Raw genomic sequence first — 26,919 nt, 5'->3', positions numbered from 1 at the left:
GCACGGGCCGCGCCGCCCACTCCAGTACCGCACCCGCACAGCCGACTGAGGAGATCCATGCCTCCGCGTACGACGGACAGCGCCCCGAGGAGGCGCGGCGACGACCGCCGACGCCCGGACCAGGAGACCGAAACGGAGAGGTCTGCGGGACGTGAGCGAGGTGGCCCGACGTCCGGCACCGGTGCGGAGGCGGGGCGAGACGGTGGCCGCGGGGCCGTTGGAGCGCGAACGGAGCGAGGTCCACGCTCGAGCCGGCAACCGGAAGCCGGGCGGGACGTCGGCCCGGTCGACGATGAACAGGCAGCCGGGCCGGCCACCGCGTCGGCCGACGAGCGGGGCACCGGCCCGAAGCCCACTCCCGCGAACGAACCGGGCGCCACCCCGGACAGCAGCACCGACGCCACCCGAGCCGACGAACCGGACCCGGCCCGGGACACCACTCCCGCCGAGGAAGCGGACACCACCCCGGACACCACCCCCACCGACGAGCGGGCCCCCGGGCCGGGCGCCGCGCCCGGCGGTACGCGGGACTCCAGGCCGGGCGGCGTGCCGGGCGCGGGCGTAGCGAGTGGCGAGGCTCTTGTGGCCTGGCGGCCCCGTCCCGATGCCGCGCCCCCGGCCGTCACCGGAGACAGGACCGGCGCGGGCCTGGGTGCCGAAGGCGAGCCGCGCACCGACGGCAGCCCCGGCCCTCGCGCTGGGCACGGCTCCGGAGCCGGACCGCGCGTCGTCGCCGTGCGGCGGGCCGCCGCCGGTGGGCGGCGGTGGCGGGCCGCTCATCTGGGCGGGTGCGCCGCGCTGCTGGCCATGGCGCTGACCGGTGGGGCCCTGGCCTTCGGCGGCGCGGGGGACGGCCGGGCCGGTGCCGGGGTCGATGCCGTGGCCGCGGCGGGCGCGTTGTCGCCCGGTGTGCTGGCCGGTGGTGACCTCGACGCGGGGATCGCGTCGCTGCAGAAGCACCTCCGCGCCCAGCCGAGGGACTTCGGCAGCTGGGCCACGCTCGGTGTCGCCTATGTCGAGCAGGCCCGTACGAACGGGGACCCGTCGCGGTACCCCCAGGCCGAGCGCGCGCTGAAGCGGTCCCTGGAACTGCGGCCCGGCAACGACCCGGCCCTCGCCGGCCGCGCCGCCCTCGCCGCGGCGCGGCACGACTTCCCCGGCGCGCTGGCGTACGCCGACCGCGCCCTGAAGCAGAATCCCTACAACGAGCGCGCCCTGTGCAGCCGTATCGACGCCCTCGTCGAACTCGGGCGGTACGACGAGGCCGCCGAGGCGGCCGGGACCGCCGACGACAGGCGGCCCGGGATACCCGTCTTCACGCGGTACGCGTACGTGCACGAGCTGCGCGGCGATGTCCGCACGGCGCGGGACGTGCTGGAGCGCGCCCTGGGCTCCGCCAGCTCTCCCGCCGATGTGGCGTACGTCGCCACCGCCCTCGGGCAGCTCGCCTGGAACCAGGGCGAGTACAGGACCGCCCTCGACCACTACGCCCGCGCCCTCGCCGCCGACGAGGAGTATCTGCCCGCCCTGGAGGGCCGCGCCCGCGCCCAGGCGGCGAGCGGGGACCGGGCGGCCGCCGTGAAGGGGCTGGAGCAGGTCGTCGCCCGCTTCCCGCTGCCCGGCCCGCTGGTCGCCCTCGGCGAGCTGTACGAGGACCGCGGTGCCGACGGCGACCGGGCGAAGGCGAGTGACCAGTACGCCCTCGTCGACGCCTGGACCGCCCTGGCCCGCGCGGGCGGGGTCAACGCCGACCTCGACACCGCCATGGCCGTCGCGGACCACGGTGACAAGAAGGAGGCACTGCGCGCCGCCCGCGCCGAGTGGGACCGCCGGCGAAGCGTGCACACCGCCGACGCCCTGGCCTGGGCGCTGCACGTCAACGGCCGTGACGAGGAAGCCCTGCCGTACGCCCGCCGTGCCACCGCCACCGGCTACCGCAACGCCGTCTTCCTCTACCACCGCGGGGTCATCGAACGCGCCACCGGCGACGAACGCGGGGCCCGGAAGCACCTGAAGGCCGCGCTGGACCTGAACCCCGGCTTCTCGCCCCTCGGCGCGCGCGAGGCCCGCACCGCACTCAAGGATCTGGAGACGAACCGGTGAACCTGCGCCGGCTGTCCGCGTCAGGCGCCGCCGTCCTCACGGCCGCCTGCGCGCTCACCCTGCTGCCCGCCGGCACGGCGAGCGCCCACCCGCTGGGCAACTTCACCGTCAACCGCTACGACGGACTGGTCGCCGCTCCCGGTGAACTCCGCGTCCACCACGTGGAGGACCTCGCCGAGATCCCGGCGACCCAGGCCGGACCGGACATCGAGCGGCTGGGCATCGCCATGTGGGCCCGGGAGCGGTGCGCGGACGCCGCGGCTGACAGCAGGGTCACCGTCGACGGACGCACCGCCGCCCTCACCGCCGAGCGCAGCGACGCGCGGGTGCGGCCGGGGCAGGCCGGCCTGGACACCCTCCGCGTGGAGTGCGAGCTGACCGCTCCCCTGCCGAAGGACGAGGAGACCGTGTCCCTCGGTTTCCGCGGGGCCGGCGCCGCCTCCGGTCCGGGCTGGCGGGAGATCACGGCGCGCGGCGACCGAATGACGCTCGCCGCGTCGGACGTACCGGAGAAGTCGATTTCGGCCGAACTGACCCGGTATCCCGAGGAGTTGCTGTCCTCTCCCGCCGACACGGCGTCCGCCGCGCTGCGCGTGCGCCCCGGCGGCCCGGCTCTGGCCGGGCAGGAGCCGGACGCCCCGGCGGCCTCCGTGCTCCCCCGCGGCGCCGACCGCTGGACACGCGCCCTGGACGACCTGGTCGCCCGGCACGACCTCACCGTGGGCTTCGCCGCGCTGGCCCTCCTGATCGCCGTCGTCCTCGGCGCGATGCACGCGCTCGCCCCGGGTCACGGCAAGACCATCATGGCCGCGACGGCGGCGGCCCGGGGCGGACGGGCCCGGATGAAGGACGTCCTGCCCATGGCCGCGTCGGTGACGGTCACCCACACCCTGGGCGTGGTCGCGCTGGGCCTCCTGGTCACGGCCGGTTCGGCGGCGGCCCCCTCGGTGATCGCCTGGCTCGGCGTCGCGAGCGGACTGCTGGTGACCCTGGCCGGCGCGAGCCTCTTCCGCCGCGCCCTGCGCAACCGCGCGCACACCCACCACCACACCGGCCATACCCACACCCACGACGACAGCCACGGCCACGACCATCACAACGAGCAGGATCACGACCACAAGCACGATCACGGCCACGACCACAGCCACCCGCACGACCACACGCATCCCCACTCCCACCCCCACACGATCGAGCACACCCACGGCGGCTTCACCCACAGCCACCCCGTCGCCCCGACCCTCCGCGGCACGATCCTCATGGGCTTCGCGGGCGGCCTCGTGCCCAGCCCGTCCGCCGTCGTCGTGCTCGTGGGCGCCGCGGCCCTGGGGCAGGCCTGGTTCGGTCTGCTGCTCGTCGTCGCGTACGGCGTCGGGCTGGCGCTCACCCTCACCGCCGCCGGGTACGCCGTCGTCAAGGCCGGCAGCGGTATGACCCGGCTCCTGGACCGGCGCCCGCGCTGGACGGCCGGCCCGGTGGCGGCCCTGGTACGCCGGACCGCACCGCTCGGATCCGCCTTCGCGGTCGTCGTCCTCGGGGCCGGACTCGTGTTCAGGGGGGCGGCATCCGCACTGGGCTGAGCTACGTTCGTGAGGAAGACCGACGTCGTGGGGAACACAGACCTCATGGGGATTTCGCCCGGCTGCGAATGGGGGCTCCGTGTCCGAAGAACCGGGCCGTGATCGTGTGATCGCGGGTCGCTACCGGCTTCTCGCGCCGCTCGGCGAGGGCGGCATGGGGACGGTGTGGCGCGCCCGCGACGAGGTGCTGCACCGCGAGGTCGCCGTCAAGGAGGTGCGCGCCCCGGCGGGCCTGGGGGCCGACGACGTGCAGCGGATGTACGCCCGGCTGGAGCGCGAGGCGTGGGCGGCGGCCCGGGTCGCCAACCGGAACGTGGTGACGGTGTACGACGTGGCGGCGGACGGCGGACGGCCGTGGATCGTCATGGAGCTGGTCCGCGGGCTCTCCCTGGCCGAGGTGCTGGAAGCCGAGGGCCCCGTACCGCCGCAGCGTGCCGCGCACATCGGCGCGGAGGTGCTGGCCGCGCTGCGGGCCGCGCACGAGGCCGGGGTGCTGCACCGGGACGTGAAGCCGGCCAACGTGCTGATCGCGAACGACGGCCGGATCGTGCTCACCGACTTCGGGATCGCCATGGTCGAGGGCAGCTCCGCGCTGACCATGACCGGGGAGGTCATCGGATCGCCCGAGTTCCTGGCCCCGGAGCGGGCGCTCGGCCGCACGCCCGGCCCGGAGTCCGACCTGTGGTCGCTCGGCGTGCTGCTGTACGCGGCGGTGGAGGGCCACTCCCCGTTCCGCCGGGACACCCCGCTGAGCACGCTGCGCGCCATCGTCGACGAGGAGCTGCCGCCGCCGCGCCGGGCCGGTCCGCTCGCCCCCGTCATCGAGGGGCTGCTGCGCAAGGATCCGGCGGAGCGGCTCCCGGCCGAACGGGCCGAGCAGGACCTGCGGGTCGTCGGTGCCGGCGGATCGCCGAGCGCGGACACCGTACGGGCGGTCCCGTACCCGCCGACGGTCGCGGGCCACCCCGAGCCCGCTCCCACGCCCCCGATGCCGTTCCCTGGCCCGCCGGCGGGCTCCGGCTCGGGCGGGACGACGACGGCCACCCGGCAAGGGCCTGACCGCCGGGCCGGCCGGGTGCTGGTCGCGGGTGTGGCCGCACTGGCCCTCGCGGTGGGCGGGTTGACGTACGCGCTGCTGAACAACGGGGACGGCGACGGCTCCGGCGACCGGGGTGCCGGGGCGGGTACGCCCACCGAGACCAAGGCGCCTTCGCGGAACACCGGGAGTGGCAAGTCCAGCCCTTCGCCGACGCCCAGCCGGAGCGAGAGCGAGAGGAGCAGCCCGCCACCGCAGTCGGTGCGGGTCGGCCTGGACGGCACGCGCACGGACTACTCGGGCCCGTGTCCGCCGCCGCGCGATCAGGCACCGAGGTTCACTGCGACGATCACCGTGGGGAGCCTGCCGGCGGAGGTGCGCTACCGCTGGGTGACACAGGACGGCTCCGTGCTCGACGGGGGCTGGAAGACGCTGTCGTTCCCGGAAGGCGGCGACCGGACGAAGCAGGACGCGGTGACGGTGACGACCAACGAGGAGTCGGGGACGATCGAGAACGAGATCAGTGTCGAGGTGCGGGAGCCGGTGCGCACGACGTCCGAAGCGGTGCCGTTCTCCCTGACGTGCGAGACGGAGACCCCGACGGACGGGGCCTCCCCTTCTCCTTCTGACACGGATTCGGGCGCGGATTCGGGCGCGGGTTCGGGCGCGGGTTCGGGACCGGACTCCGGCTGAGGGTCAGTCGTTGGCGTTGAGCACCGGCAGATAACCGCCGGACTGCCCGGGGGCCTTCGGGTGGTACGAGTCGCCGATGTTGAGCAGGTTCAGGCTGTGCAGCCAGGCGTCGCCGGAGCAGAGTTCGTGGCCGGTGAAGGTGGTGCGTACGTCGCCGAAGACGAAGCCGTGGTTCGCGGCTCGCTTGGCGATGGCCGTGTTGAGGTGGTCGGAGGCGTCGTTGATGGCCTTGCGCTTGGTCTCGGACAGACCGGCACACGTGGTGCCGAGTTTGTAGAAGCGGGGGTAACCCAGGACGACGACACGGGCGGCCGGCGCCTTGGAGCGGATCGCCGAGTACACGCTGTCGAGCTTGCCGGGCAGCGTGGAGTCGACGTACGCCCGGGCGGTGTCGATACGGGAGACGCAGGCGCTGTCGGACTGGGTCACACAGGTCGTCATGACGTCGGCGAATCCCGCGTCGTTGCCGCCGACGCTGACGGAGACGAGGGTGGTGGCACTGCTGAGCGGGCCGAGCTGACCGGACAGAACATCACCGGTTCGGGCGCCCGAGCAGGCCGTGAAGTGGAACGTGGAGGGTGAGTGGGCCGCGGCCCAGAGGTAGGGGTAGGCCTTCGTGCTGCGCTTGCAGTCGCCGCTCGAGCTGATGTAGCTGCCGGCGCCGACTCCGGAGGAGTAGGAGTCACCCAGCGCCACATAACCGCCAGTTGCGGCGAGTGAGGACGCCTGCGCCGTGGCGGCCCCGGTGAGGGCGGTGCCGGCGGCGAGAAGGAGCGAGCTCACGAAGACGACAAATCGGGAACGTCTCATGGAACCTCCCTTAGCAGGATCTCTGCCCCAACCGTCGTAGCAGCTACGCGTGTTGACCGGAAGTGTCCATGCCAAGCTTTTCGGGGCTTTTCCGGGGCACTCGCGGCGCGCTTCGTCCACGCCCCGTCACCCGACGGCCACCTCTTGTTACGTGCCCATGACAGATTTGTTGACTAGTGCTCAACTCCCTTGTTCTACCCCAGTAGATGGTCGACGCTTTACTCCGGCCGGGAGCGGAACGCGACGCTCCCGGTCGTGTGCGCGAGCACGCGCACGCCCCCACATGACGCGCGCCCCACCCAGGCGCGCGCCGCCTAGAGGAGGACTCCCTCGTAATGGCACAACTGCGTAGCAAGAGACTCGGGTTCGCCGCGATCACCCTGACGGCGACCGCCGCCCTCGTGGGCGGACTCACCGCCCTTCCCGCCCAGGCGGCCCCCGCCGAGGGCCGGGTGCTCGCCGCGGACTCACCGACCGCGATCAAGGACAGCTACATCGTCACGCTCAAGAAGAGCGCGGCCCTGAAGGCGTCCTCGGCCGCGGGCAAGGGCCTCGTCAAGGAGTACGGCGGCACGGTCGACAGGACGTTCGGCAAGGCACTGAACGGCTACTCCGCCACCCTCTCCGCCACCGAGGCCAGGCGGCTCGCCGCCGACCCGGCGGTCGCCTCCGTCGAGCAGAACCAGCGCGTCCGGCTGGCGGCGACCCAGACCAGCGCCCCGTGGGGCCTGGACCGCATCGACCAGACCTCGCTCCCGCTCTCCGGCACCTACACCTACCCGGACAGCGCCGGCAGCGGTGTGACGGTCTACGTCATCGACACCGGTGTACGCATCACCCACCAGCAGATCAGCGGCCGCGCCGCGCACGGCTACGACGCCGTCGACGGCGACAACGACGCCTCCGACGGCAACGGCCACGGCACCCACGTGGCCACCACCATCGCGGGCTCGACCTACGGCGTCGCCAAGAAGGCGAAGATCGTGGGTGTCCGGGTGCTGAACAACAGCGGCTCCGGCACCACGGCCGGCGTGATCGCGGGCATCGACTGGGTGACGCGGAACCACTCCGGGCCCTCGGTCGCCAACATGTCACTCGGCGGCGGAGCCTCGGCCTCGCTGGACACGGCGGTCCGCAACTCCATAGCCGCCGGCGTCACGTACGCGGTCGCCGCGGGCAACAGCAGCACCACCGCCTCCTCGTCCTCCCCGGCCCGCGTCGCCGAGGCCATCACGGTCGGCGCCACCACCAGCACCGACGCCAAGGCGAGCTACTCCAACTACGGCTCGGTCCTGGACATCTTCGCACCCGGCTCGTCCATCACGGCCGGCTGGCACACCAGCGACACCGCGACCAACACCATCTCCGGCACCTCGATGGCGACCCCGCACGTAGCGGGGGCGGCGGCGGTCTACCTGTCGGGCCACACCTCCTCCACCCCGGCCCAGGTCGCCTCGGCCCTGGTGAACGGCGCCACCACCGGCAAGGTCACCAGCGCGGGTTCGGGCTCGCCGAACCGGCTGCTGAAGCTCGTCCAGTAGGCGACAGGGATTCCAGCACTTGAACAACCGTTCCCCGAAGGCTCCATCCGCCTTCGGGGAACGGCTCTTTTGCATGACCGAATCTTCCAACTTGCACCCCAGAAATCGCATGGAGCGACGACCAAACCAACAAAAACGTGAGATGCCGTTCCAGGTCTTGCCATTCTGGTTCAATCGTCAATACCATCATACATCTCACCCGCATCGGTCCGTCAGTACGCGGCTCCAGGGGAGGGCTCAAGGACCGCGACGAACCGGCGCGGGGCGCGGTAGGGGGGTGCCGTGCTCGGTGACCACGTCGGTGGCCGGGCCGTGCCGCGCGGTCGGCTGCCGTTTTCGCGGCCGGCCAGCTTTGCCAGCTCGCCCGGCGTGCCCGAGGCTCCATCTCGGCGTGCCACGGGTGAGAACCCCCCTTTCGAACCGGAGTGGATCCGGACTGCCCAGGGGGGGGCGGTCCACCGGACGAGAGGGACCGACTCATGAGTTCCGTTCTGCAGCCGGCCGCGGCGGACCAGCATCCGCCGGCCGCCGCCACGTACCGGCCCGTCTCCTCTCACCTGGCCATAGCGCCACCGGTGAGCGTGGTGATACCGGCCATGAACGAGGCGGAGAACCTGCCGTACGTCTTCAAGACCCTGCCCGACTGGATTCACGAAGTGGTCCTGGTCGACGGCAACTCCACCGACGACACCGTCCAGGTGGCCCGCGAGCTGTGGCCGGGCGTCAAGGTCGTCGAGCAGCGCGGCAAGGGCAAGGGCGACGCCCTGATCACCGGGTTCCAGGCCTGCACCGGCGACATCATCGTGATGGTCGACGCGGACGGCTCGGCCGACGGCAACGAGATCCTGTCGTACGTCTCCGCCCTGGTCTCCGGCGCGGACTTCGCCAAGGGCTCCCGCTTCGCCAACGGCGGCGGCACCGACGACATGACCTTCATCCGCAAGCTCGGCAACTGGGCACTGTGCACGGCCGTCAACCGCAAGTTCGGCGCCCGCTACACCGACCTGTGCTACGGGTACAACGCGTTCTGGCGGCACTGCCTCGACAAGATCGACCTCGACTGCACCGGCTTCGAGGTCGAGACGCTGATGAACATCCGGGTGGTCAAGGCCGGGCTCAAGGTGCAGGAGATCCCGAGCCACGAGTACCTGCGCATCCACGGCACCAGCAATCTGCGGGCCGTGCGCGACGGGCTGCGCGTGCTCCGGGTGATCCTCCAGGAGCGCTCCAACCGCCGTGCGCTGCGCCGCCGTTCGCCCCAGTCGCCGATGGTGGACGCGATGCGGGGAGAGGTGTCTTGAGCGGTCCCGGCATCTCCGTCGTGATCTGCGCGTACACCGAGGACCGCTGGGAGGACATCCTCGCGGCGGTCTCCTCGGTGCGGGCGCAGTCGCGGCCGGCCCTGGAGACACTGCTGGTCGTCGACCACAACGACACGCTCCGGGAGCGGCTGGCCAAGGAGTACAAGGAGCCGTCCGGGGGCGGCGTGGTGCGGGTGCTCGCCAACGCGGGCCCCCGCGGCCTGTCCGCCGGCCGCAACACCGGGATCGCCGCCGCCCGGGGCGAGGTCGTCGCCTTCCTCGACGACGACGCCGTGGCCGAGCGCGACTGGCTGCGGCACTTCGCCGAGGCGTACGACGACCCGCGTGTCATGGCGGTCGGCGGGCGTACGGAGCCGGTCTGGGCGTCCGGGCGGCGGCCCGGCTGGTTCCCGGAGGAGTTCGACTGGGTGGTGGGCTGCACCTACCGGGGCCTGCCGCGCGGCCGGGTCCGGGTGCGCAACGTGCTCGGCGGCAACGCCTCGTTCCGCCGCAGCGCCTTCGACGCGGCGGGCGGCTTCGCCACCGGCATCGGCAGGGACGGCGACAAACGCCCGCTGGGCTGCGAGGAGACCGAGCTGTGCATCCGCCTCAGCCGCGCCCGGCCCGACGCGGTGCTGCTGATCGACGACCGGGCGGTGATCCACCACCGGGTGCCCGAGGCCCGCGAGCACTTCCGCTACTTCCGCACCCGCGCCTACGCCGAGGGCCTGTCCAAGGCCCTGGTGGCCCGGAGTGTCGGGGCCGGCAAGGGACTCGAGTCGGAGCGCCGGTACGCGACCCGGGTCCTGCCCGCCGGGGTGGCGCGGGGCCTGCGGGACGCCCTGCTGGCCCGGCCGGGCGGCGCGGGACGTGCGGGCGCGATCGTGGCCGGCGTCCTGACGGCGGCGGGGGGCTACGTCGTGGGCAGCGTCCGGGCGCGCCGGGGCGGCGCCTCCTTCCGGGTGCCCGGGGTGGAGGTGGCGGCCCGTGAGTGACGTCGACGTACGCGTTCCGATCCTCATGTACCACGCGGTGGCGACCGATCCGAACGAGGCGACCCGTGCCCTGTCGGTGACCCCGGAGGCGTTCGCCGAGCAGATGGCGGTGCTCGCCGAGCTGGGCCTGAACCCCGTCACCACGGCCCGGCTCGCCGCGTGCTGGCGTTCCGGCCGCCCGCTGCCCGTGCGGCCGGTCCTCATCACCTTCGACGACGGCTATGAGGGCGTGCACCGGCACGCCCTGCCCGCCCTCGCCAAGCACGGCTTCCCGGCCACCCTGTTCGTCTCGACCGGGTGGATCCAGGGGCCGTACGACACCGGCGGCGGCCTGGACACCATGCTGGACTGGGACCAGGTCCGCGAGCTCGCGGCGGCGGGTGTGGAGATCGGCGGGCACAGCCACAGCCACCCGCAGCTCGACCAGGTCTGCGACGCCACCCTTCGGTTCGAGCTGATCCACTGCAAGGAGATCCTCGCGGACCAGCTGGGTGCCGTACCGGCCTCGTTCGCCTACCCCTACGGCTACTCCAGCCGCCGGGTCCGCAGTGCGGTGCGCGAGGCGGGGTACGCCCAGGCGCTCGCCGTCGGCAACGGCCTCGCGCGCCGCGCGCAGGGACCGTACGCGCTGCGGCGCGTGACGGTGCGCCGCGGTACGGACATCGCGGAGTTCGAGCGGGTGGTGCAGGGCCGGGCGATCGCCCGTACGTTCGCCGTGGACCGTGTCCTGACCAAGGGATACGCCCTGGTCCGCAGGACACGGCAGGCGCGCCGGCTGGTGCACCGCTCCGGGACCTGACCCGGACTCGGGGACACGCCGCGCGCACCGGGAAACCGGGTGCGCGCGGCGCCACCGTGCCGGATCATGGCGGCTATGTCTGGTAACCCGCACGAGGCGCTGCCGATCCGGCTCAACGTCGACGACTCAGACTCCCCGTCCGATGTCGTCGACGCGCTGTTCCTCGGCCGCTTCGCGACGGGCGAGCAGCCGTACTCCCACGCGGCGAACATCGACCGCGTACGGTCCGGGGCGACGCTCGTGCCGTCCGGCGCCCGCGTGCTGCGTGTCGCCCGGGACGACGACCGCAGCGCGACGCTGGCCGAGGGCGACGGGTGGACGCTGCTGGTCTCCCGCTGGAACCGGGGCGCCGACGTCACGGTGACGGCGACCAGCGCGGAACTGGCGAAGAACGTCCTCGACCAGGCCACGGACGGCGCGGCGGACGAACCCGAGCCGCAGCCGGAGAACGTCACGATGGGCTTCTGGTACGTCTCCCCGCGCCGCGGCCCGCATCGGACGACCCGCCAGATCGCTGCGGGCACCTGGGACGAGGTGCGGCCCAACTACACCGCGCCGGTGGCCGATGCGATGGACCGCCTGATGAAGACGACCCCCGAGGACATCTCGGGCCGTCTCCTGCTCCTGCACGGTCCGCCGGGCACCGGCAAGACGTCCGCGCTGCGCACCCTGGCCCGTTCCTGGCGGGACTGGTGCCAGGTGGACTGCGTCCTCGACCCCGAGCGGCTGTTCAGCGACGTCGGCTACCTGATGGACATCGCGATCGGCGAGGAGGACGCGGCGGGCAAGGGCCGCTGGCGGCTGCTGCTCCTGGAGGACTGCGACGAGCTGATCCGCGGGGAGGCCAAGCACACGGCGGGCCAGGCGCTGTCGAGGTTGCTGAACCTGACGGACGGACTGCTCGGCCAGGGTCGTAACGTCCTGGTGGGTGTCACGACCAACGAGGACCTGGAGCGGCTGCACCCGGCCGTGGTCCGCCCCGGCCGCTGCCTCGCCCGGATCGAAGTGGGCCCGCTGACCCGCATGGAGGCGGTGGGCTGGCTGGGCCGGGAGGACGGCATCGGCCGCGAGGGCGCGACACTGGCGGAGCTTTACGCGCTGCGCCGGGGCACCTCCCCGACGGCCCTGCCGGAGCCGCGCGGGGGCGCCGACGCGGGCCTCTATCTCTAGGTGTGCTGACCGGACAGGTCGGTGACGCGGCAGGCAACGTTCGCCCCGGCACTGGGTTCTCGCCGGCCACCGGTGCTTTGATGGGCTTATGACCCTGTTCGTCGGCACATCCGGATGGCAGTACAAGGACTGGCGGGACGTCCTTTACCCGACCGGGCTGCCGGTGCGGCTCTGGCTGGAGGAGTACGCGGGGCATTTCGCCACCGTCGAGATCAACAACGCCTTCTACCGGCTGCCGGCGCGGGAGACGTTCGAGGACTGGCGCGGCCGGGTGCCGGCGGACTTCGTCGTCGCGGTCAAGGCGAGCCGCTATCTGACCCACATCAAGCGGCTCAAGGACCCCGAGGAGCCGGTACACCGCCTGATGAGCCACGCGGCGGGCCTCGGCGACCGCCTCGGCCCGGTCCTGCTCCAGCTCCCGCCCAATCTGCGCGCCGATCCGGGACTCCTGGACGCCTGCCTGGCCTGCTTCCCCGCCTCGACCCGGGTGGCGGTCGAACCGCGCCATGACTCGTGGTGGACGCCGGAGGTCCGGGCGGTCCTGGAGTCCCGGCGAGCGGCCCTGTGCTGGGCCGACGTACTGGCCCGCCCCGCGACACCGCTGTGGCGCACCACCGACTGGGGTTACGTCCGCTTCCACCAGGGCCGCGCCCGGCCCTGGCCGCGCTACGGCCGCCGGTCCCTCACGACCTGGCTCGACCGCATCGCCACGACGTGGCCCCGCGGCGAGGACGTCTACGCGTACTTCAACAACGACCCGGGCGGTGCGGCGGTGGCGGACGCCATGACGTTCGCGAGGGTGGGGAGGTCGGCGGGCCTGGAGCTCACCCGCACGCCGGAACACCTGGCGCGGGCCTGAGCCTCCCCCTACTCCCCGTAAGCCGCCCGCAGGGCATCCCGTACCGCGGCCAGCGCGTCGTCCTCGGTGAGACCCAGCCGCCGGGCCCTCTCCACGTACGCCTGCGCGGCAACCGCCAGTTCGCGGTCGGCCGCCGAGCCGGCGGCGGCCACGAACGTGCCGTGACGCCCCCGCGTCTCGATCACCCCGTCCGCCTCCAGCGCCCGGTACGCCTTGGCGACGGTGTTCGCGGCGAGCCCCAGCGACTCGGCCAGCCCCCGGACGGTCGGCAGCCGGTATCCCACCGGCAGCTGCCCCGACCGGGCCTGCTCGGAGATGCGCGCCCGCACCTGCTCGTACGGCGGAGCACTGTCGTCGATGTCGATCTTCAAGGTCACGGGCCCGATTGTCGCGCAGTCCGGGGAAAATGGGAGGCACCCCGGGCACACGTCCGCGTAGCGTGCGCCTCCATGACCGTGATCGTGCGCGACCTGCGACCCGATGTCCGAGGCGACCCCGAGGGGTTCTCCCACACCCGCCGCCTGGCTCTTCCCTTCATGCTGTCCACCCCCGAGTCCGTGGTGCACACCCTGACGCACGCCCACCCGGACGCCCACTTCCAGCAGCTCGTGGCCGAGGAGGACGGCGAGATCATCGGCACGGCCCAGGTCAGCGTCGCCCACAGCAGCCCGGAACCCGGCCAGGGCTCCGCCAACGTCTACGTACGCCCCGACCGCAGGCACCGCGGCGCCGGTTCGCTCCTGCTGCGCACCGCCGAGGAGCGGCTGTCCGCGCTGGGCGTCAGGAAACTGTTCGCGTGGGTGCTGGACGAGCCGGACAACCGGGCCTTCGCCGAGCGGAAGGGCTTCAAGGCCAGCCGTTCCGCCTACTTCCTGCGCCTGGACCTGGCGGCCGGCACGCTTCCGCCCCGCCAGGATCCGCCGCCGGGCGTCGAACTGCGCACGGCCGCCGACTACGCGGACGACCCTCGCCCGGTGTTCGAACTGGACGCGATGACGTCGGCCGACGAACCCGGCGACATCGCGGTGGAGTTCACGGACTACGGGGCCTGGCTCGAGGAGACCTGGGAGCACCCGCTCCTCGACCGCGACCTGACCACGGTCGCGGTGGTCGACGGCCGGCCCGCCGCCTTCAGCGTGGCGCACACCGACGGCACCCGCTACGGCACCGCCATGACCGGCACCGCCCGCGCCTTCCGCGGCCGGGGCCTGGCCAAACTCGCCAAGAACGACTCCCTCCACCGGGCCCGCGCGGCGGGGTACACGGAGGCGTTCACCGGCAATGACACCGGCAACGAACCGATGATCGCCATCAACAAGTGGTTCGGCTACGAGATCTGCGCCAAGGAAGTGCACTATGTCCGCGAACTCGGCTGACCCGCCCGCACGGCTGGAGGTCGCGCTCGTCAAGGCGGGCCGTACGAAGATCCGCTACACCGGAGAGCTCCTGGCGGACGACGGCACCCGCATCACGGTCCGCGCCCCGTGGGCCGGCTCCGGCGTCCGCGACTTCGGCTTCGTCCGCTTCGAGCCGGGAGACGTCTTCACGGAGTACTACTGGCGGGACCGCTGGTACGCCGTCAAGGAGGTCCGCTCCGCCACGGGCGTGCTGAAGGGCTGGTACTGCGACATCACCCGCCCCGCCGTCCTCTCCCACGCTCGAACCCGCTCGCCCGGGGCGACTCCCATGGGCCGGGAGCTGGTCGTCGAGGACCTCGATCTGGACCTGTGGCGCTCCGCGGACGGCAGGGACGTACGCCGCCTGGACGAGGACGAGTTCGCCGAGAGCGGCCTCGCCCGGACCGATCCGGAGGCCGCGACCGCCGCACTGTCCGCGCTCGACGAACTGGAGTCACTGGCCCGCGGCGGCGGCGTCGCCGCTCTGCTCGCCTGAGGCCCCGGTCATCGCGACCACCGCGTACCGCTCGTCGGTCACCTCCTTGCCCCACAGCCGCGGGTCGTCCGAGAGCCGCTCCACACGCACCCGAGCCGCGACAGGGGCGAGCAGGCCGGTGAGCCGCTCCGGCGCGATGCCGACCGGGTCGACCGTCCCCCAGACGCCCTCCACCAGCACCAGCCGCCCTCCCGGCCGCAGCAGCGCGGCCCAGTTCCGCAGCGCGTGTCCGGGGTCGGGCAGGGCCCACAGGACGTGACGGACGAGCACGGCGTCGAAACGCCGCTCGCCGACGGGCGGCGCCGCCGCGTCACCGACCAGGAACACCGCGTCACGCCCGGCCAGCTTCTGACGGGCGAGTCTCACCATCGCCGGTGAGAGGTCCACCCCCGTCACGTGGTGTCCCTGCTCGGACACGAGAAGCGACAGACTGCCGGTGCCGCAGCCGAGATCCAGGACATCGCCCGCGCACCCGGACAGCCAGCCGCGCAGCCGCCCGGCCCAGGCGTGGCGCACCTCGGGATCGCGCAGCCCGTGGTCCGGCTCCTCGTCGAAGTCGGCGGCCCGCGCGTCCCAGTCCACGCCGGCGCCGATGTGCGCCGAGGTCACACCCTCGTTGTCGTTCGTCATGGCCCAAGAGTGACACCCGCCACTGACACTCGATTCGTGACTGCCACCACAGACAGACCAGGAGCGATGAGGAACTCTCCCCCGAAAGGTCTACCTCCGTGAGAACGCGGAACCCGGTAGACCCTTAAGGAGGCAGCCATGCGCCGTGTCACCGTGCAGAAGCCCCTGAAGAAGCCGGACGTCCGCCGGATCCGCGACGAGGCCGACGAGCGCCCCGCCGGGCGCCCGGAAGTCCGCAAGGACATCGCGCGCACGTGGTGGCCGGACAGCTGAGCGCGGCGCCTCTGACGAGACGCGTCAGAACTTCGTCTCCGTGCCGGGCGCACGGTACCTACCTGATGCAGGTCTGAGCACTCCCTTAACGCGGCCATAAGGATCTCCCCAACCCGCCCTCAGCAGGCGATTTCGCGGTTCCTCGGGGCTAGTTTCGGATCACCCCACGGGATCCGGCCCACTCGGGCCCGGTCCGGTTCCGCGCACCGCTTCGAGGAGTTCTCGCATGCCCGCACGCCGTATGGCAGTCTCCGTCGCCGCCCTCGGCACCCTCCCGCTCGCCCTGACCACGCTGACCGCCACGCCGGCGGCCGCGCACGGTTCGATGGGCGACCCGGTCAGCCGGGTCTCGCAGTGCTACGCCGAGGGGCCCGAGAGCCCGAAGTCGGCCGCCTGCAGGGCGGCGGTCGCGGCGGGCGGTACCCAGGCCCTCTACGACTGGAACGGCATCCGCATCGGGGACGCGGGCGGGCGGCACCGGCAGCTCATCCCGGACGGCAAGCTCTGCAGCGCGAACAACGCCGAGTTCAAGGGGCTCGACCTGGCCCGCGCCGACTGGCCGGCGACCTCCGTGCGCAGCGGCTCGCACACCTTCAGGTACCGCGTGACAGCCCCCCACAAGGGGACCTTCAAGGTGTACATCACCAAGCCCGGTTACGACCCGGCCAAACCGCTCGCCTGGAAGGACCTGGACCTGGGGAAGCCGGTGGCGACGTCCACCGACCCGGCCGCGACGGGCGGCTTCTACACCTTCTCCGGCAGCCTGCCGAAGCGTTCCGGCAAGCACCTGCTGTACGCGGTGTGGCAGCGGTCGGACAGTCCGGAGGCGTTCTACTCCTGTTCGGACGTCACGTTCGGTGGCGGTGCCGCGGCCGGAGGCGGCACGAAGGCCCCGGCCCCGAAGGCTTCCGCCCCCACCCGGAAGCAGATCGAGGACGGCACCGCCAAGTCGACGGTCGAGAACCACGGGCACGGCGACGACGACGCCAAGACGTCGGCAAAGCCGGGTGTGGCACGGGAGAACACCACCCCGGACAAGCCGAAGGCGGCGAGTGCCGCCCCCAACCTGCCCAAGGCGGCCGGCGCCACCGGCAGCCTCGCCGAGACGGGCGGCGACAGCGGCACCACGTACCTCGCGCTGGGCGGCGCGGCCGCGCTGGCGCTCGGCGCGTCGGCCCTGTTCCTCTCGACCCGGCGCCGGGCGGTGGGCGACGGCCGGTCTGGCCGCTGACCTCACCTGGCGCCCCATGACCGGGGCCTGTCCGGCGGCTCAGGCCGGACAGGCCCCGAAACGTTTCCCCGACACGTGTCAGCAAGCGACACGTGTCAGCTGAAAGCCGATGCGCAGGTGGTCGGTACGGCCCGCCCCGGATCCAGCGCGTTGGCCACCTCGTGGAACGCGATCCGGTCGGCCAGCCCGATGGCCACGTGCTCGGACAGGTCGACGGGACACAGGTCCTGGAGGAGGACGTTGCGCACGTCCGGCCCGCTCAGGTATTGGTTGCGCCACGACGTGACCACCTCGTCGTACCGGGTGGCGATGACGGTGTAGCGCACGCCGGGCACGGTGTCGCCGCCCGCGTTCAGCCGTTTCAGGAAGTCGGAGCCGACGACCTGGTCGGCGAGGGCGGGCGTGTGCTTCGACAGCAGGTCGGCCGCGCCCGGGAAGTAGGGCAGCAGGTTGGTGAAACCGTTCATGTCGGTGCCGTGGTTGCTGGGCGCGATACCGACGAGCGCGTTCACTTTGGCGGCCCCGCCGAGGAACCGCAGGTACCAGCGGGGCATCATGCCGCCCTGCGAGTGCCCGACGACGTCGGTCTCGGCGGCCCCGGTGGCGGCGAGCACCTTGTCGACGAAGTCCCTCAACTCTGCGGCCGACTCCTCGATGGGTCCGAGACCGTGGAAGAACGGGACGCCCTCGAGCCGGCCGTAGTCGAGGGAGAAGACGCAGTAGCCGCGGACCTTCAGATAGGGGGCGAGGCCCAGCCAGTTGTCGACGGAGTTCCCGAGGGTGCCGTGGACGAGGACGACGGGGCGGGGGTGGGCGGCGGACGGCTTGCAGGAGTAGTCGTTCCAGCCGGAGCTCGGGGCACCGGAGGCCTGGGCGGAGGTGGCGGGGACGGCGACGGCCGCGGCGGTCAGCAGCAGCGCGGCCAGGGGTCTGAGCACTCGCTTCCAGGGCAGCATCGGGTGATCTCCTTGCGGGTCATGGGGGGTGCGACGGCACGATGCCCTGTGATCCGGATCACGAGGATGCTGTTCACTCGTCAAGTTACGGGCGGGTAGCCGAACTGGGAAGTTACGCGTCAGTAAAAACTTCCGGCCTCGGTCGCCGAGAACGATCCACCCGACGACCTCTCACCAGGCGGGCCGCACCGGCCCCCGAGGCGCGATCCGCAGCAACTGCTCCAGCAGCACCCGCATTTCCCCCTCCCCCAGCAGCTCACCCCACTCCCGCACGACTCCCGCGGCGGCACCGGCGCACACCGTCGACCGGGAGGAAATCTTCCACCTGCTCGACAGTGAACTGCTGATCACCCTCGACGGCCGTCGCGCCGCCGTGGGCGAACTGACGTCAGACGGGAGGATCTACGCCGCCCGCCCCGCTAGCCCCCCGGGCATCACCGCCCGCGGCCCGAACTTCGCTCGCGCGCGGTCCGCGACCTCCTCGATGCGGCGGACCCTCTCGTCCACCGGGTCGAAGGTCAGCTGGCAGGAGGCCTGGTCGGCGGGGCGGAGCCCTTCGGCGCGCAGGGCGATCGCGCGGACCCGGGCGCGTTGCAGGCCGAGCGCCTCGTACATGCCGTACGCGGCCCTGGTCAGCGCCGGCGAGTGCGCGGTCGGTTCCTTCAGTGTGCGGTTGCGGGTCGTGGCGGAGCGGTCGGCGTACCGCACGGTGAGGGTGAGCGTGCGGCAGACCCTGTCCAGGGCGCGCAGCCGGGAGCCGATCTCCTCGGCGGCCGACAGCAGCGCCCGGCGATGCCGGTCCGGGTCCAGCTCGTCGCGCCCGAAGGGGCGTTCCGTCGCGAGGGAGCTGGAGACGGCGTTGGGTACGACCCGGCCGCGGTCGATGCCGTTCGCCTTCTCGTGCAGCTCCCGCCCGGCCTTGGCGCCGACCAGCCGCTGCAGCGTGGACAGCGGCGCGGCGGCGACCCGGCCGAGGGTGTCGAGGCCGTAGTCGGTGAGAGTGCGGGAGGTCGCGGCGCCGATGCCCGGCAGCACCCCGACGGGCCGGTCGGCGAGGAACTCCGCGATGGCCTCCGGCTCCTCGGGCACCGCACACGTCACCCCGGGCACGGCGTCGTGCAGCGCGACGCGGGCCAGCATCGGCCCGGGCCCTGCCCCGATCACGCAGTCGACGCCGTACAGCGCGAGCGAGCGCACCCGGATCACCGAGGCCAGCTCGACGGCGTCCCGCCCGAAGTACCGCTCGGCACCCCGCAGGTCGGCCAGGGCCCCGTCCGGCGGCAGGGCCTGGACGACGGGTGTGAACTCCTCCAGCATCCCGAGCAGCCGGGGCAGATCCGCCTCGCGCGCGGGCGGCAGCTGGAAACGTACGCAGAGGATGGTCATCCCGCACTCCCCGGACTCTGGTGCCACAACTTCCTTCCCACCGCGGGCCCTTCGCCCGCGGGACGCAGATCGGCCCAGGGGTGCATCTCGTACCCGGTGGACATGCGGATCCTCCGCTGCTCCATCGGGTCCTGGGCCGCGGAGCCCGCCGGTGCGGGCTCCCCCTCCGAGCCGGCGAGCCGCCGGCGCGCCGCTCCCTCACCGTCGTCGCCGGAACCGCCACCGGCGTCGCCGCCGGCCAGCCGGGCCGCGACGCCCTCCAGGCCTTCCTCCCGGCGCACCTCCAGCAGTTCCGCGAGGTTCCAGGCGGCGGAGCCCACCACGCTGAGGCTGCGCGGGCCGCGGCGCTGCACCACCCCGCGTACCAGCAGCAGCCAGGAGTGGAAGACGGTGTGGGCGCAGGCGTCGTGGGAGTCGTCGAAGAAGGCGAGGTCGACCAGGCCCGTGCCGTCGTCCAGGGTGGAGAAGATGACCCGCTTGCCGGACCGGATCGGCGGGGTCTGGGTGGCCGCCTTGGCGCCCGCGACCAGCACCGCCTCCCCGTGCCGGGCCTCGCGCAGCCGCCGCGCGGACACCACGCCCAGCTCGTCGAGGAACGCCCGGTGATCGTCCATCAGATTGCGCGAGGCGTCCATGGACAGCACGCCCAGCTCGGCACTGAGCCGTTCCGAGGAGGTGAGGTCGGGCAGCCCGGCCGGTGCGGTCTCACGCCCTCCGGCCAAGGGCAACTGCCCACCACCCGCGCCCCGCGCGCCCCGGTGCAGCTCGGTCAGATGCAGTTGCAGATCACGGCGGTTGGCGCCGAACGCGTCCAGCGCCCCCACCTGTGCGAGCCGCTGCGCCAGCGGACGGCTCGGCCGGCCGCGCTCCCAGAAGTCGACCAGCGAGGCGTAGGGCTGCCCTTCGGCGATCCGCGCCGCCTCGGCCTCGCTGATGCCGTGCACGTCGGAGAGAGCCAGCCGCAACCCCCACCGATCGGACACCAGTTCGATACGGTGTGCGACCCCCGATTTGTTCACGTCCAACGGCAGCACCGGAACCCCGCGCCGCCGCGCGTCCGCCAGCAGCAGCCGCTTCGGGTACATCCCCGGGTCGTGCGTCAGCAGCCCGGCGTAGAAGGCGGCGGGGTGATGCGCCTTCAGCCAGGCCGACTGGTACGTCGGCACCGCGAAGGCGACCGCGTGCGCCTTGCAGAAGCCGTACGACCCGAAGGCCTCGACGATCTCCCAGGTCCGCTGAATCGTTTCCGCGTCATATCCGTTCGCCGCCGCGTGCTGCGCGAACCACACCTTGATCCGCTCCTGCGACTCCGGGTCCGACAGCCCGCGCCGCACCCGGTCCGCCTCGCCGCGCCCGCAGCCGGTCATGATGTCGACGATGTCGATGATCTGCTCGTGGAAGACGACGACTCCGTAGGTGTCCCGCAGCGGCTCCTCCAGATCCGGGTGCGGGTAGCGGATCGGCGCCCGCCCGTGCCGCGCCTCGATGAACGGACGCACCATGTCGGCGGCGACCGGACCGGGCCGGAACAGCGAGATGTCGACGACGAGATCGTGGAAGCCGGCCGGCTGGAGCCGCCCGACCAGGTCCCGCTGGCCCGGCGACTCGATCTGGAAGCAGCCGAGCGTCTCGGTGGACCGGATCAGCCGGTACGTCTCCGGGTCTCCCGCCGGCAGGCCGTCCAGGTCGATCCTCGCCCCTGTCGCCCGCTCCACTTCCCCCACGGCGTGCGCCATGGCCGACTGCATCCGCACGCCCAGCACGTCCAGCTTCAGCAGCCCGAGGTCCTCGACGTCGTCCTTGTCGAACTGCGACATCGGGAGGCCCTCGCCACTGGTCGGCATGACCGGCGTACGCGCCAGCAGGGAGGCGTCGGACAGCAGCACCCCGCACGGGTGCATGGCCACCCCGCGCGGCAGGGCGTCCAGAGCCTCGACCAGCTCCCACAACCTGCCGTACTTCTCCTTCTCCCCCGCCAGGGCGCGCAGTTCGGGCAGCTCCTCCAGCGCCGCACGGGCGTCCCGCGCGCGGATATGGGGAAAGGACTTGGCCACCCGGTCGATCTCGGCCGGATCCATGGACAGGGCGGCCCCCACGTCCCGGATCGCATGCCGGACGCGGTAGGTCTCCGGCATCGCGACCGTCGCGACCCGCTCGGTGCCGAACCGGTCGATGATCGCGCGGTAGACCTCCAGCCGGCGCGCGGACTCCACGTCGATGTCGATGTCGGGCAGCACGACGCGCTCCTTCGACAGGAAGCGCTCCATCAGCAGCCGGTGCTCGATCGGATCGGCGTGCGCGATCCCGAGCAGATGGTTGACGAGCGATCCGGCCCCGGACCCCCGGGCGGCGACCCGGATCCCCATCTCCCGCACGTCGTCGACCACGCGGGCAACGGTCAGGAAGTAGGAGGCGAAGCCGTGGTGAGCGATGATGTCCAGCTCATGGTGCATCCGCTCCCAGTACTCCCGCCGCCGGTCGTACCCGCGCAGCACCATCCCCGCCGCCGCCCGTGAGGCCAGCGTCCGCTGGGCGGTACGCCCCCCGGCGCCGACCAGGTGCGGCTCGGGGAAGTGGACGGTCCCGATCCCCAGGTCGTCCTCGGGGTCGACGAGGCACTCGGCGGCCGTGGCCTCGGTCTGCTCCACCAGCCGGTGAGCGGCCTCTCGCCGGAACCCCGCGGCCTCCACGATCCGCTCCGCCACCCCGGCCATGGCCCCCGCGTCCTTGAGCCAGGCCTCACCGGAGTCCAGTTCCCCGGACGGGTCGACGGGCACCAGCCGACGGGCGGCGTCCAGGACGTCGGCGACCGGCCCCAGCCCCGGGTCGGCGTACCGCACGGCGTTGCTGAGCACGGGCCGGATCCGCTGCTCGGCGGCGAACCCGAGGGTACGGGCGGCCAGCCTCAGAGAACCGGGGCCCGTACCTGTCCGGCCGTGCCAGACGGCCTCCAGCCGTAGGGCGTCGCCATAGACCTCCCGCCAGGGCACGAGCAGCCTCTCGGCCCGGTCGGGACGTCCGGCGGCCAGGGCGCGCCCCACCTCCGAGCCGGGCCCGAGCAGCACGACCAGCCCCTCGGCACGATTGCGCTCCCACGGCAGCAGGGGTGTCCCCTCCCCCTCGTGCGCGGCGGAGACGAGCCGGCACAGCTCACCCCACCCCCGGCCACCGTCCCGGGCGAGGAAGGTCACACGAGGGGCCGATTCATCGACAAAGGCACCACCCCGCACCGGGGCCCGACGCCGTGCCCCGCGCTCCGGGGGCTCCACCCCCGCCACCGCCAGATCCGCCCCGAACACCGGACGAACCCCCACTTTCGCGCAGGCCTTCGCGAACCGGACAGCGCCGGCCAGCGTGTCGCGATCCGTCAGAGCCAAGGCGTCCATACCCCGCCCGGAGGCGCACTCGGCCAGCCGCTCCGGATGCGAGGCCCCATATCGCAAGGAGAACCCGGAGACAGTGTGCAGATGCGTGAACCCCGGCACACGCACCTCCCGCACTCGCGACCAACCCAGCTATCGAACGCTTGTTCCCAGCTGCCTCACCCCCACCATAGACCAATTTTCGAATGCGTGTACGACACCCACTCAACCCCACCCCACCTGCGCAAACACCGAGTCTCCCCTCCCCACGGAGCCACGCACCCGCAGAAGGGGCACCCACGGCGACCCGCACCCGCGCACGGCGAGAAGGGGACGTGTCGGGGGGTGTCCGCCCGCAGCGGTTGGCGCGTCAACGGGGTGTCAGTCGGTGTCCGACTCCGTCGCGCCGTTCCGAGGACGGACACCCCCCGGCGCGGCCCCGCCCCCCTCATGCCGCAGGCGCGGCCGCAGGCACACCGAAGCGGCCCCGCCCCTCACGCAGAGAGGGACGGGGCCGCAAACCCAGAGGGCCGACTCAGCCGATCTCGGTCCCGGTGGCGGACAGCGCCTCCGTCACCGGCTGGAAGAACGTCTCCCCACCGGAGGTGCAGTCACCGCTACCGCCGGACGTGAGACCGACCGCGTTGCTGCCCGAGAAGAGCGCACCACCGCTGTCACCGGGCTCCGCGCACACATCGGTCTGGATCAGACCGTTCACGACGTCACCGTTGCCGTAGTTCACGGTGGCGTCCAGCCCGGTGACCTTCCCGTCGTGCACCTGGGTCGTCGACCCGCTCCGCGTGACCTCCATGCCGACGGTCGCCTCGGCCGCGCCCGAGATCTTCTGCGTCGAGCCGTTGTAGAGGTTCACCTCACTCGGGTGAGCCACCTCGGCGGTGTACTTGACCAGCCCGTAGTCGTCACCCGGGAAGCGGGAGTCCGCGTTGGTGCCGATCTCCTTGCCGCTGGAGTCCGACCACGTGGAGATGCCCTCGGTGCAGTGCCCGGCGGTCAGGAAGAACGGCTCGCCGCCCTTGACCACGTTGAAGCCGAGCGAGCAGCGGCCACTGCCACCGGTGATGGCGTCGCCACCGGCGATGAAGGGCTTGTACTCCCCCTTCGTCCGCTTGAGTTCGGCCTTCGCACCGAGCCCGTCGACGACCTTCGTCAGCTTCGCCCATTCGGCCTTGGAGACCGTACGGTCGGCGGTCACGACGACCTTGTTCGCCGTCGGGTCGGTCACCCAGGAGGTGCCCGGAATCGTCGCGTCCGCCTTCAGCGTGCCGCGGGCGCTCTTCAGTTCGGCGAGTGAGTTCGCCACGACTCTCGCCTTGGCTCCGGCCTTCTCGACGGCATCGGCGGCGGCCTCGTCGAGCACGTTCACCACGAGGCTCTTGCTCTTCGTGTCGTAGTACGTCCCGGCCGCGTCGCCGCCCAGGTCCTGAGCCAGCGTCGAGGCGAGCTTTCCGGCCGCCGCGACCGACAGGGTCCTGGGCGCGGAGACCTCAGGCGTCTCGCTCGCGTTCGCGGACTGGAAGGTGAATCCCGCGGCGATCAGGGCGGCTATACCGCCACCCGCCACGGCTGCACGCCGCTTGGGTATGCGTCGGTGCTTCAACTCGTGTCCTCCTGTGGGGGGTCGGCCCGGGAGGTTGTGGGGACCTCACGAACCGGAAGGCTTCGTTGACGAGCGCCCACTATTCCGAGGACAACGGGGAGCACACAAGACCGAGTTCAGGACGCGCGTAGATGACGGACCGCCCGCCCCTCATAGTGACCGCTCAAGGTCAAATCGGACCCAACTCCCCCACGTTCACACCGCAAACATTACGCGTGAGTAGCTTGTGTGCACGCTGTGAGGAATCCGCGTGGCCGAAAACCACCCCTCAACCCAACTCCGACCAGTGCCCCGACAAGGGGTGATCCGCACAAAAGGAAGGCCCCCGCACACAGTACGTGCGGGGGCACAAAACCCTGCGAACCGCTTGCCCGTCAGGTTCTAGTACACGCTGACGCCGTACGCGCTCAGCGCCTCGGTGACGGGCTGGAAGAACGTCGTACCACCGGAGGTGCAGTCGCCGCTGCCCCCGGAGGTCAGGCCGTACGCGACACCGTTGCTGCCGTAGAGCGAACCGCCGGAGTCACCGGGCTCGGCACAGACGGTGGTCTGGATCAGGCCGGAGACGATGTCGCCGCCGCCGTAGTTGACGGTGGCGTTGAGAGCGGTGACACGGCCGCTGTGCGTACCGGTCGTGGAGCCGTCGCGGATGACGGTGGTGCCCACGCTCGGGGTGGCCGCGCGGGTGATGTCCACACCGTTCGCGGTACCCGGCCTGCTGACGGACCCGCTGTAGCGCACGAGACCGTAGTCGTTGCCCGGGAAGCTGGAGCCGGCGGTCGAGCCGATGACCGTGGTGCGGCTGGAGTTGGAGTACCAGGTGCCCGCCCCGTCGGTGCAGTGACCGGCGGTCAGGAAGTACTCGGTTCCGTTGCTGGCGCGGACGTTGAAACCGAGGGAGCAGCGCCAGCTACTCGCATAGATGGCGTCGCCGCCCTGGATCAGCTTGTTGAACTTGCCGGGCGTGCGCTTGATGGTGAGCGCGTCGGCGTTGGCGCCGGCCTGCTGCTTGATCTTCGCTATCTCGGCCTGGGTGACCGTGCTGTCGACGGTCAGCAGCACCCGGTTGGTCTTGCTGTCGACGGCCCAGGCGGTGCCCGGGATGTCGGCCTTCAGCAACGAGCCGCTTGCGCTCTTGAGCTCGGCGGCGCTGAAGGTGGCGGTGGTGTCGGACGCGTTCGCGCTGGGGATCGCGATCGCGGCAGCGGCGACGAGGCCGGTGGAGACGGCGATCAGCCGGGTCCGTCTCGAGATGCCACTGCGCGGGGTGGTGCGCTTGATCCTCACTTTTCGTTCCTCCACAAAGGAAGTCGGGGGCCCTCGTGGGGTCGGGCCCGTGAGGCGCAGCCTGAGACCGGCTGTCCGGATTTCGAACACGCCGTGCCCCTGACAAGCGCTGGGGGGAGTATTCGGCCGAACGGCCGGTAGGCGCAAGAGGGCCTTTCAGCCGTCAACAGTTACAACCGCAGTCGCAGCCGTCGCAACCGCAGTTCTCACAGCAGCTTCCGCCGCACTCGCAGCAGCTGCAGCAGTCCCCGCATCCGCTGCAGTCGCAGGTGCTGCAGTGGCCTTCCTTGCGCTCGCCCGACCACGGGTCGTGATAGGTGCCGCAGCACATCTGGCAGGTGCAGGCGAGCCCGAGCCACACCGCGCACCCGGCGAGCAGGCCGCGCCGGGTGCCGCGCGGCGGCCCCGGCGGGGTCGGTGCACCGGGGCCGCCCGGCGTGCCGGTGCCGGGCGGCGCGTAGGGGCCGGCCGCCTCCGGTGCGGGGATGTGGGCACAGACGGACGTGCCGAAGGCGCGGTCGACGGCGGTGCGCAGTTCGTGCACGAGGAGCCGGTGCACCAGCCGCCCGTCGGTGAACTCCGCCTCCCGCAGCGCCAGCCGGACACCGTGCACCGCGTCGTCGGCGAGGCGCCGCGCCTCGGTCAGGGAGGTGCCGGTCGCGGCGAGCGGGTTCCAGACGCCTGACACGGCGTCAGCGTGACGGTCCGCCACGGCGTCCAGCAGGTGCGCGAGGCGTCCGAAGAGCCGGCCGGCCTCGGCGAGCGGCTCGGCGTTGTGCGGTCGGTCCGCGAGGATCGCCGTGTGCGCGAAGGCCGCGGCGGTGGCGGTCTCGGTCGGTTCGGTCACCGTCAGGAGCGGCGTCCCCGGCCCGGCGAGCGCCTCGATCCCGGCCTGCCGGTCCACCGCGTCGACCAGGACAGTGGTGTCGAAGCCCACGGCGGTGCCGGTGCGGGCGCCGGCCGCGTCCCAGCCCGCGGCGACCCGGCGGGCGGCGCGCGCCACCGGCCTGCGGGCCAACAGCCCGTCGCCGTCCAGGACGTGGTCGCGCACCTTCGCCGAGGCCAGCACCAGGGACACGGCCGCGGCCAGCCGGGCTCCCTCGCCGTGTGCGACGGAGGCGGTCCGCATACCGCGCAGCGGACAGGGCCCGGCCGTACGCCGTGCGGCCTTGTCCGGTCCGGTCTGAGCCTCCGTCAAAACCGATATGAGAAGCCCGTCATAGTTCGTCACTATTCGAGCGAACTGTCCGTGGTCACCACGCAGTGCGAGGCACAGTCCGCACAAATGCGCCATCCACTGTTCGCCGAGCTTCTCCCCGAGACGGTGCCTGCAGGGCCTGACGATTCCGAACACGACGCTCCCCCGAACTTCGCTGCGACGCTGAGCTGCGGCATCGTA

Annotated in this window: 22 protein-coding genes and 1 pseudogene; 14 read left to right on the top strand and 9 right to left on the bottom strand. The window is 72.4% G+C overall.

The window, feature by feature from the left end; genetic code table 11:
- Positions 1 to 57: 57 nt before the first annotated feature.
- The 3 genes from IE212_RS06205 to IE212_RS06195 all read left to right on the top strand — a co-directional run bounded on the left by IE212_RS06205 (position 58) and on the right by IE212_RS06195 (position 5,409).
- Complete coding sequence (locus IE212_RS06205) at positions 58 to 2,103, top strand: tetratricopeptide repeat protein (RefSeq protein WP_229864096.1); 2,046 nt, start codon at positions 58 to 60, stop codon at positions 2,101 to 2,103.
- Positions 2,100 to 3,680 carry a HoxN/HupN/NixA family nickel/cobalt transporter gene (locus IE212_RS06200; RefSeq protein WP_190196692.1) on the top strand — a complete coding sequence of 527 codons (1,581 nt, stop codon included), beginning with the start codon at positions 2,100 to 2,102 and terminating at the stop codon, positions 3,678 to 3,680. Before IE212_RS06205 ends, IE212_RS06200 begins: the two co-directional genes overlap by 4 nt.
- Positions 3,681 to 3,759: 79 nt before the next feature.
- Positions 3,760 to 5,409 (top strand): serine/threonine-protein kinase, encoded by a 1,650-nt coding sequence (locus tag IE212_RS06195; RefSeq protein WP_229864094.1) that lies wholly within the window; start codon positions 3,760 to 3,762, stop codon positions 5,407 to 5,409.
- Between the two features lie 3 nt (positions 5,410 to 5,412).
- Here the strand turns inward: IE212_RS06195 and IE212_RS06190 are convergent, their stop codons facing one another.
- Positions 5,413 to 6,219, bottom strand: a complete 807-nt coding sequence (locus IE212_RS06190) for an SGNH/GDSL hydrolase family protein (RefSeq protein WP_190196691.1) — start codon at positions 6,217 to 6,219, stop codon at positions 5,413 to 5,415.
- Positions 6,220 to 6,554: 335 nt separating this feature from the next.
- On the opposite strand from IE212_RS06190, the gene IE212_RS06185 reads away from it, so the two are divergent.
- From IE212_RS06185 to IE212_RS06160, 6 genes are all read left to right on the top strand, one after another.
- Entirely contained in the window at positions 6,555 to 7,760 is a 1,206-nt protein-coding gene (locus IE212_RS06185) for a S8 family peptidase (protein ID WP_190196690.1), read from the top strand.
- Between the two features lie 479 nt (positions 7,761 to 8,239).
- A complete protein-coding gene (locus IE212_RS06180; protein WP_190196689.1) occupies positions 8,240 to 9,061 on the top strand; it encodes a glycosyltransferase family 2 protein in 822 nt (273 codons plus the stop codon).
- Entirely contained in the window at positions 9,058 to 10,056 is a 999-nt protein-coding gene (locus IE212_RS06175) for a glycosyltransferase family 2 protein (RefSeq protein ID WP_190196688.1), read from the top strand. Before IE212_RS06180 ends, IE212_RS06175 begins: the two co-directional genes overlap by 4 nt.
- 25 nt (positions 10,057 to 10,081) lie before the next feature.
- Positions 10,082 to 10,855 carry a polysaccharide deacetylase family protein gene (locus IE212_RS06170; protein WP_190196985.1) on the top strand — a complete coding sequence of 258 codons (774 nt, stop codon included), beginning with the start codon at positions 10,082 to 10,084 and terminating at the stop codon, positions 10,853 to 10,855.
- 75 nt (positions 10,856 to 10,930) lie between these two features.
- Positions 10,931 to 12,025, top strand: a complete 1,095-nt coding sequence (locus IE212_RS06165; protein WP_190196687.1) for a DUF5925 domain-containing protein — start codon at positions 10,931 to 10,933, stop codon at positions 12,023 to 12,025.
- A gap of 88 nt (positions 12,026 to 12,113) precedes the next feature.
- On the top strand, positions 12,114 to 12,884 hold the full coding sequence (locus IE212_RS06160) for a DUF72 domain-containing protein (protein WP_190196686.1): 771 nt from the start codon (positions 12,114 to 12,116) through the stop codon (positions 12,882 to 12,884).
- An 8-nt stretch (positions 12,885 to 12,892) separates the two neighbouring features.
- On the opposite strand, the gene IE212_RS06155 is transcribed toward IE212_RS06160, so the two are convergent.
- On the bottom strand, positions 12,893 to 13,261 hold the full coding sequence (locus IE212_RS06155; protein WP_190196685.1) for a GntR family transcriptional regulator: 369 nt from the start codon (positions 13,259 to 13,261) through the stop codon (positions 12,893 to 12,895).
- Positions 13,262 to 13,333: 72 nt separating this feature from the next.
- Between IE212_RS06155 and IE212_RS06150 the strand changes: the two genes are divergently transcribed.
- Both IE212_RS06150 and IE212_RS06145 read left to right on the top strand, forming a co-directional pair.
- Positions 13,334 to 14,260, top strand: a complete 927-nt coding sequence (locus IE212_RS06150; protein WP_190196684.1) for a GNAT family N-acetyltransferase — start codon at positions 13,334 to 13,336, stop codon at positions 14,258 to 14,260.
- A complete protein-coding gene (locus tag IE212_RS06145) occupies positions 14,241 to 14,777 on the top strand; it encodes a ribonuclease FAU-1 family protein (protein ID WP_190196683.1) in 537 nt (178 codons plus the stop codon). The genes IE212_RS06150 and IE212_RS06145 overlap by 20 nt, the downstream gene beginning before the upstream one ends.
- Here the strand turns inward: IE212_RS06145 and IE212_RS06140 are convergent.
- Positions 14,736 to 15,407 (bottom strand): class I SAM-dependent methyltransferase, encoded by a 672-nt coding sequence (locus IE212_RS06140; protein WP_190196682.1) that lies wholly within the window; start codon positions 15,405 to 15,407, stop codon positions 14,736 to 14,738. The genes IE212_RS06145 and IE212_RS06140 overlap by 42 nt on opposite strands.
- A 138-nt stretch (positions 15,408 to 15,545) precedes the next feature.
- On the opposite strand from IE212_RS06140, the gene IE212_RS35390 reads away from it, so the two are divergent.
- Together IE212_RS35390 and IE212_RS06135 are read left to right on the top strand one after the other, a co-directional pair.
- Positions 15,546 to 15,680 carry a hypothetical protein gene (locus tag IE212_RS35390; protein ID WP_268250585.1) on the top strand — a complete coding sequence of 45 codons (135 nt, stop codon included), beginning with the start codon at positions 15,546 to 15,548 and terminating at the stop codon, positions 15,678 to 15,680.
- Positions 15,681 to 15,906: 226 nt separating this feature from the next.
- A complete protein-coding gene (locus IE212_RS06135) occupies positions 15,907 to 16,911 on the top strand; it encodes a lytic polysaccharide monooxygenase auxiliary activity family 9 protein (protein WP_190196681.1) in 1,005 nt (334 codons plus the stop codon).
- Positions 16,912 to 17,006: 95 nt separating this feature from the next.
- On the opposite strand, the gene IE212_RS06130 is transcribed toward IE212_RS06135, so the two are convergent.
- Entirely contained in the window at positions 17,007 to 17,867 is an 861-nt protein-coding gene (locus tag IE212_RS06130) for an esterase/lipase family protein (protein WP_190196680.1), read from the bottom strand.
- A 286-nt stretch (positions 17,868 to 18,153) separates the two neighbouring features.
- Between IE212_RS06130 and IE212_RS34810 the strand changes: the two are divergent.
- Positions 18,154 to 18,243, top strand: a pseudogene (locus IE212_RS34810) (cupin domain-containing protein); the annotation flags it as partial.
- A 26-nt stretch (positions 18,244 to 18,269) separates the two neighbouring features.
- Here IE212_RS34810 and IE212_RS06120 read toward each other — a convergent pair.
- From IE212_RS06120 to IE212_RS06100, 5 genes are all read right to left on the bottom strand, one after another.
- On the bottom strand, positions 18,270 to 19,253 hold the full coding sequence (locus IE212_RS06120; protein ID WP_190196679.1) for a DNA polymerase Y family protein: 984 nt from the start codon (positions 19,251 to 19,253) through the stop codon (positions 18,270 to 18,272).
- Entirely contained in the window at positions 19,250 to 22,738 is a 3,489-nt protein-coding gene (locus tag IE212_RS06115) for a DNA polymerase III subunit alpha (RefSeq protein ID WP_190196678.1), read from the bottom strand. Before IE212_RS06115 ends, IE212_RS06120 begins: the two co-directional genes overlap by 4 nt.
- A gap of 412 nt (positions 22,739 to 23,150) precedes the next feature.
- Complete coding sequence (locus IE212_RS06110; protein WP_190196677.1) at positions 23,151 to 24,233, bottom strand: S1 family peptidase; 1,083 nt, start codon at positions 24,231 to 24,233, stop codon at positions 23,151 to 23,153.
- Positions 24,234 to 24,614: 381 nt separating this feature from the next.
- The gene (locus IE212_RS06105) at positions 24,615 to 25,520 is read right to left on the bottom strand and encodes a S1 family peptidase (RefSeq protein WP_190196676.1); all 906 of its coding nucleotides are present in this window, start codon (positions 25,518 to 25,520) and stop codon (positions 24,615 to 24,617) included.
- A 163-nt stretch (positions 25,521 to 25,683) separates the two neighbouring features.
- Entirely contained in the window at positions 25,684 to 26,874 is a 1,191-nt protein-coding gene (locus IE212_RS06100; protein ID WP_190196675.1) for a DUF5685 family protein, read from the bottom strand.
- Between the last annotated feature and the right edge of the window lie 45 nt (positions 26,875 to 26,919).

The organism is Streptomyces djakartensis (assembly GCF_014651075.1).
Taxonomy (GTDB): domain Bacteria; phylum Actinomycetota; class Actinomycetes; order Streptomycetales; family Streptomycetaceae; genus Streptomyces; species Streptomyces djakartensis.
This window is presented reverse-complemented; position numbering and strand designations above follow the sequence as displayed.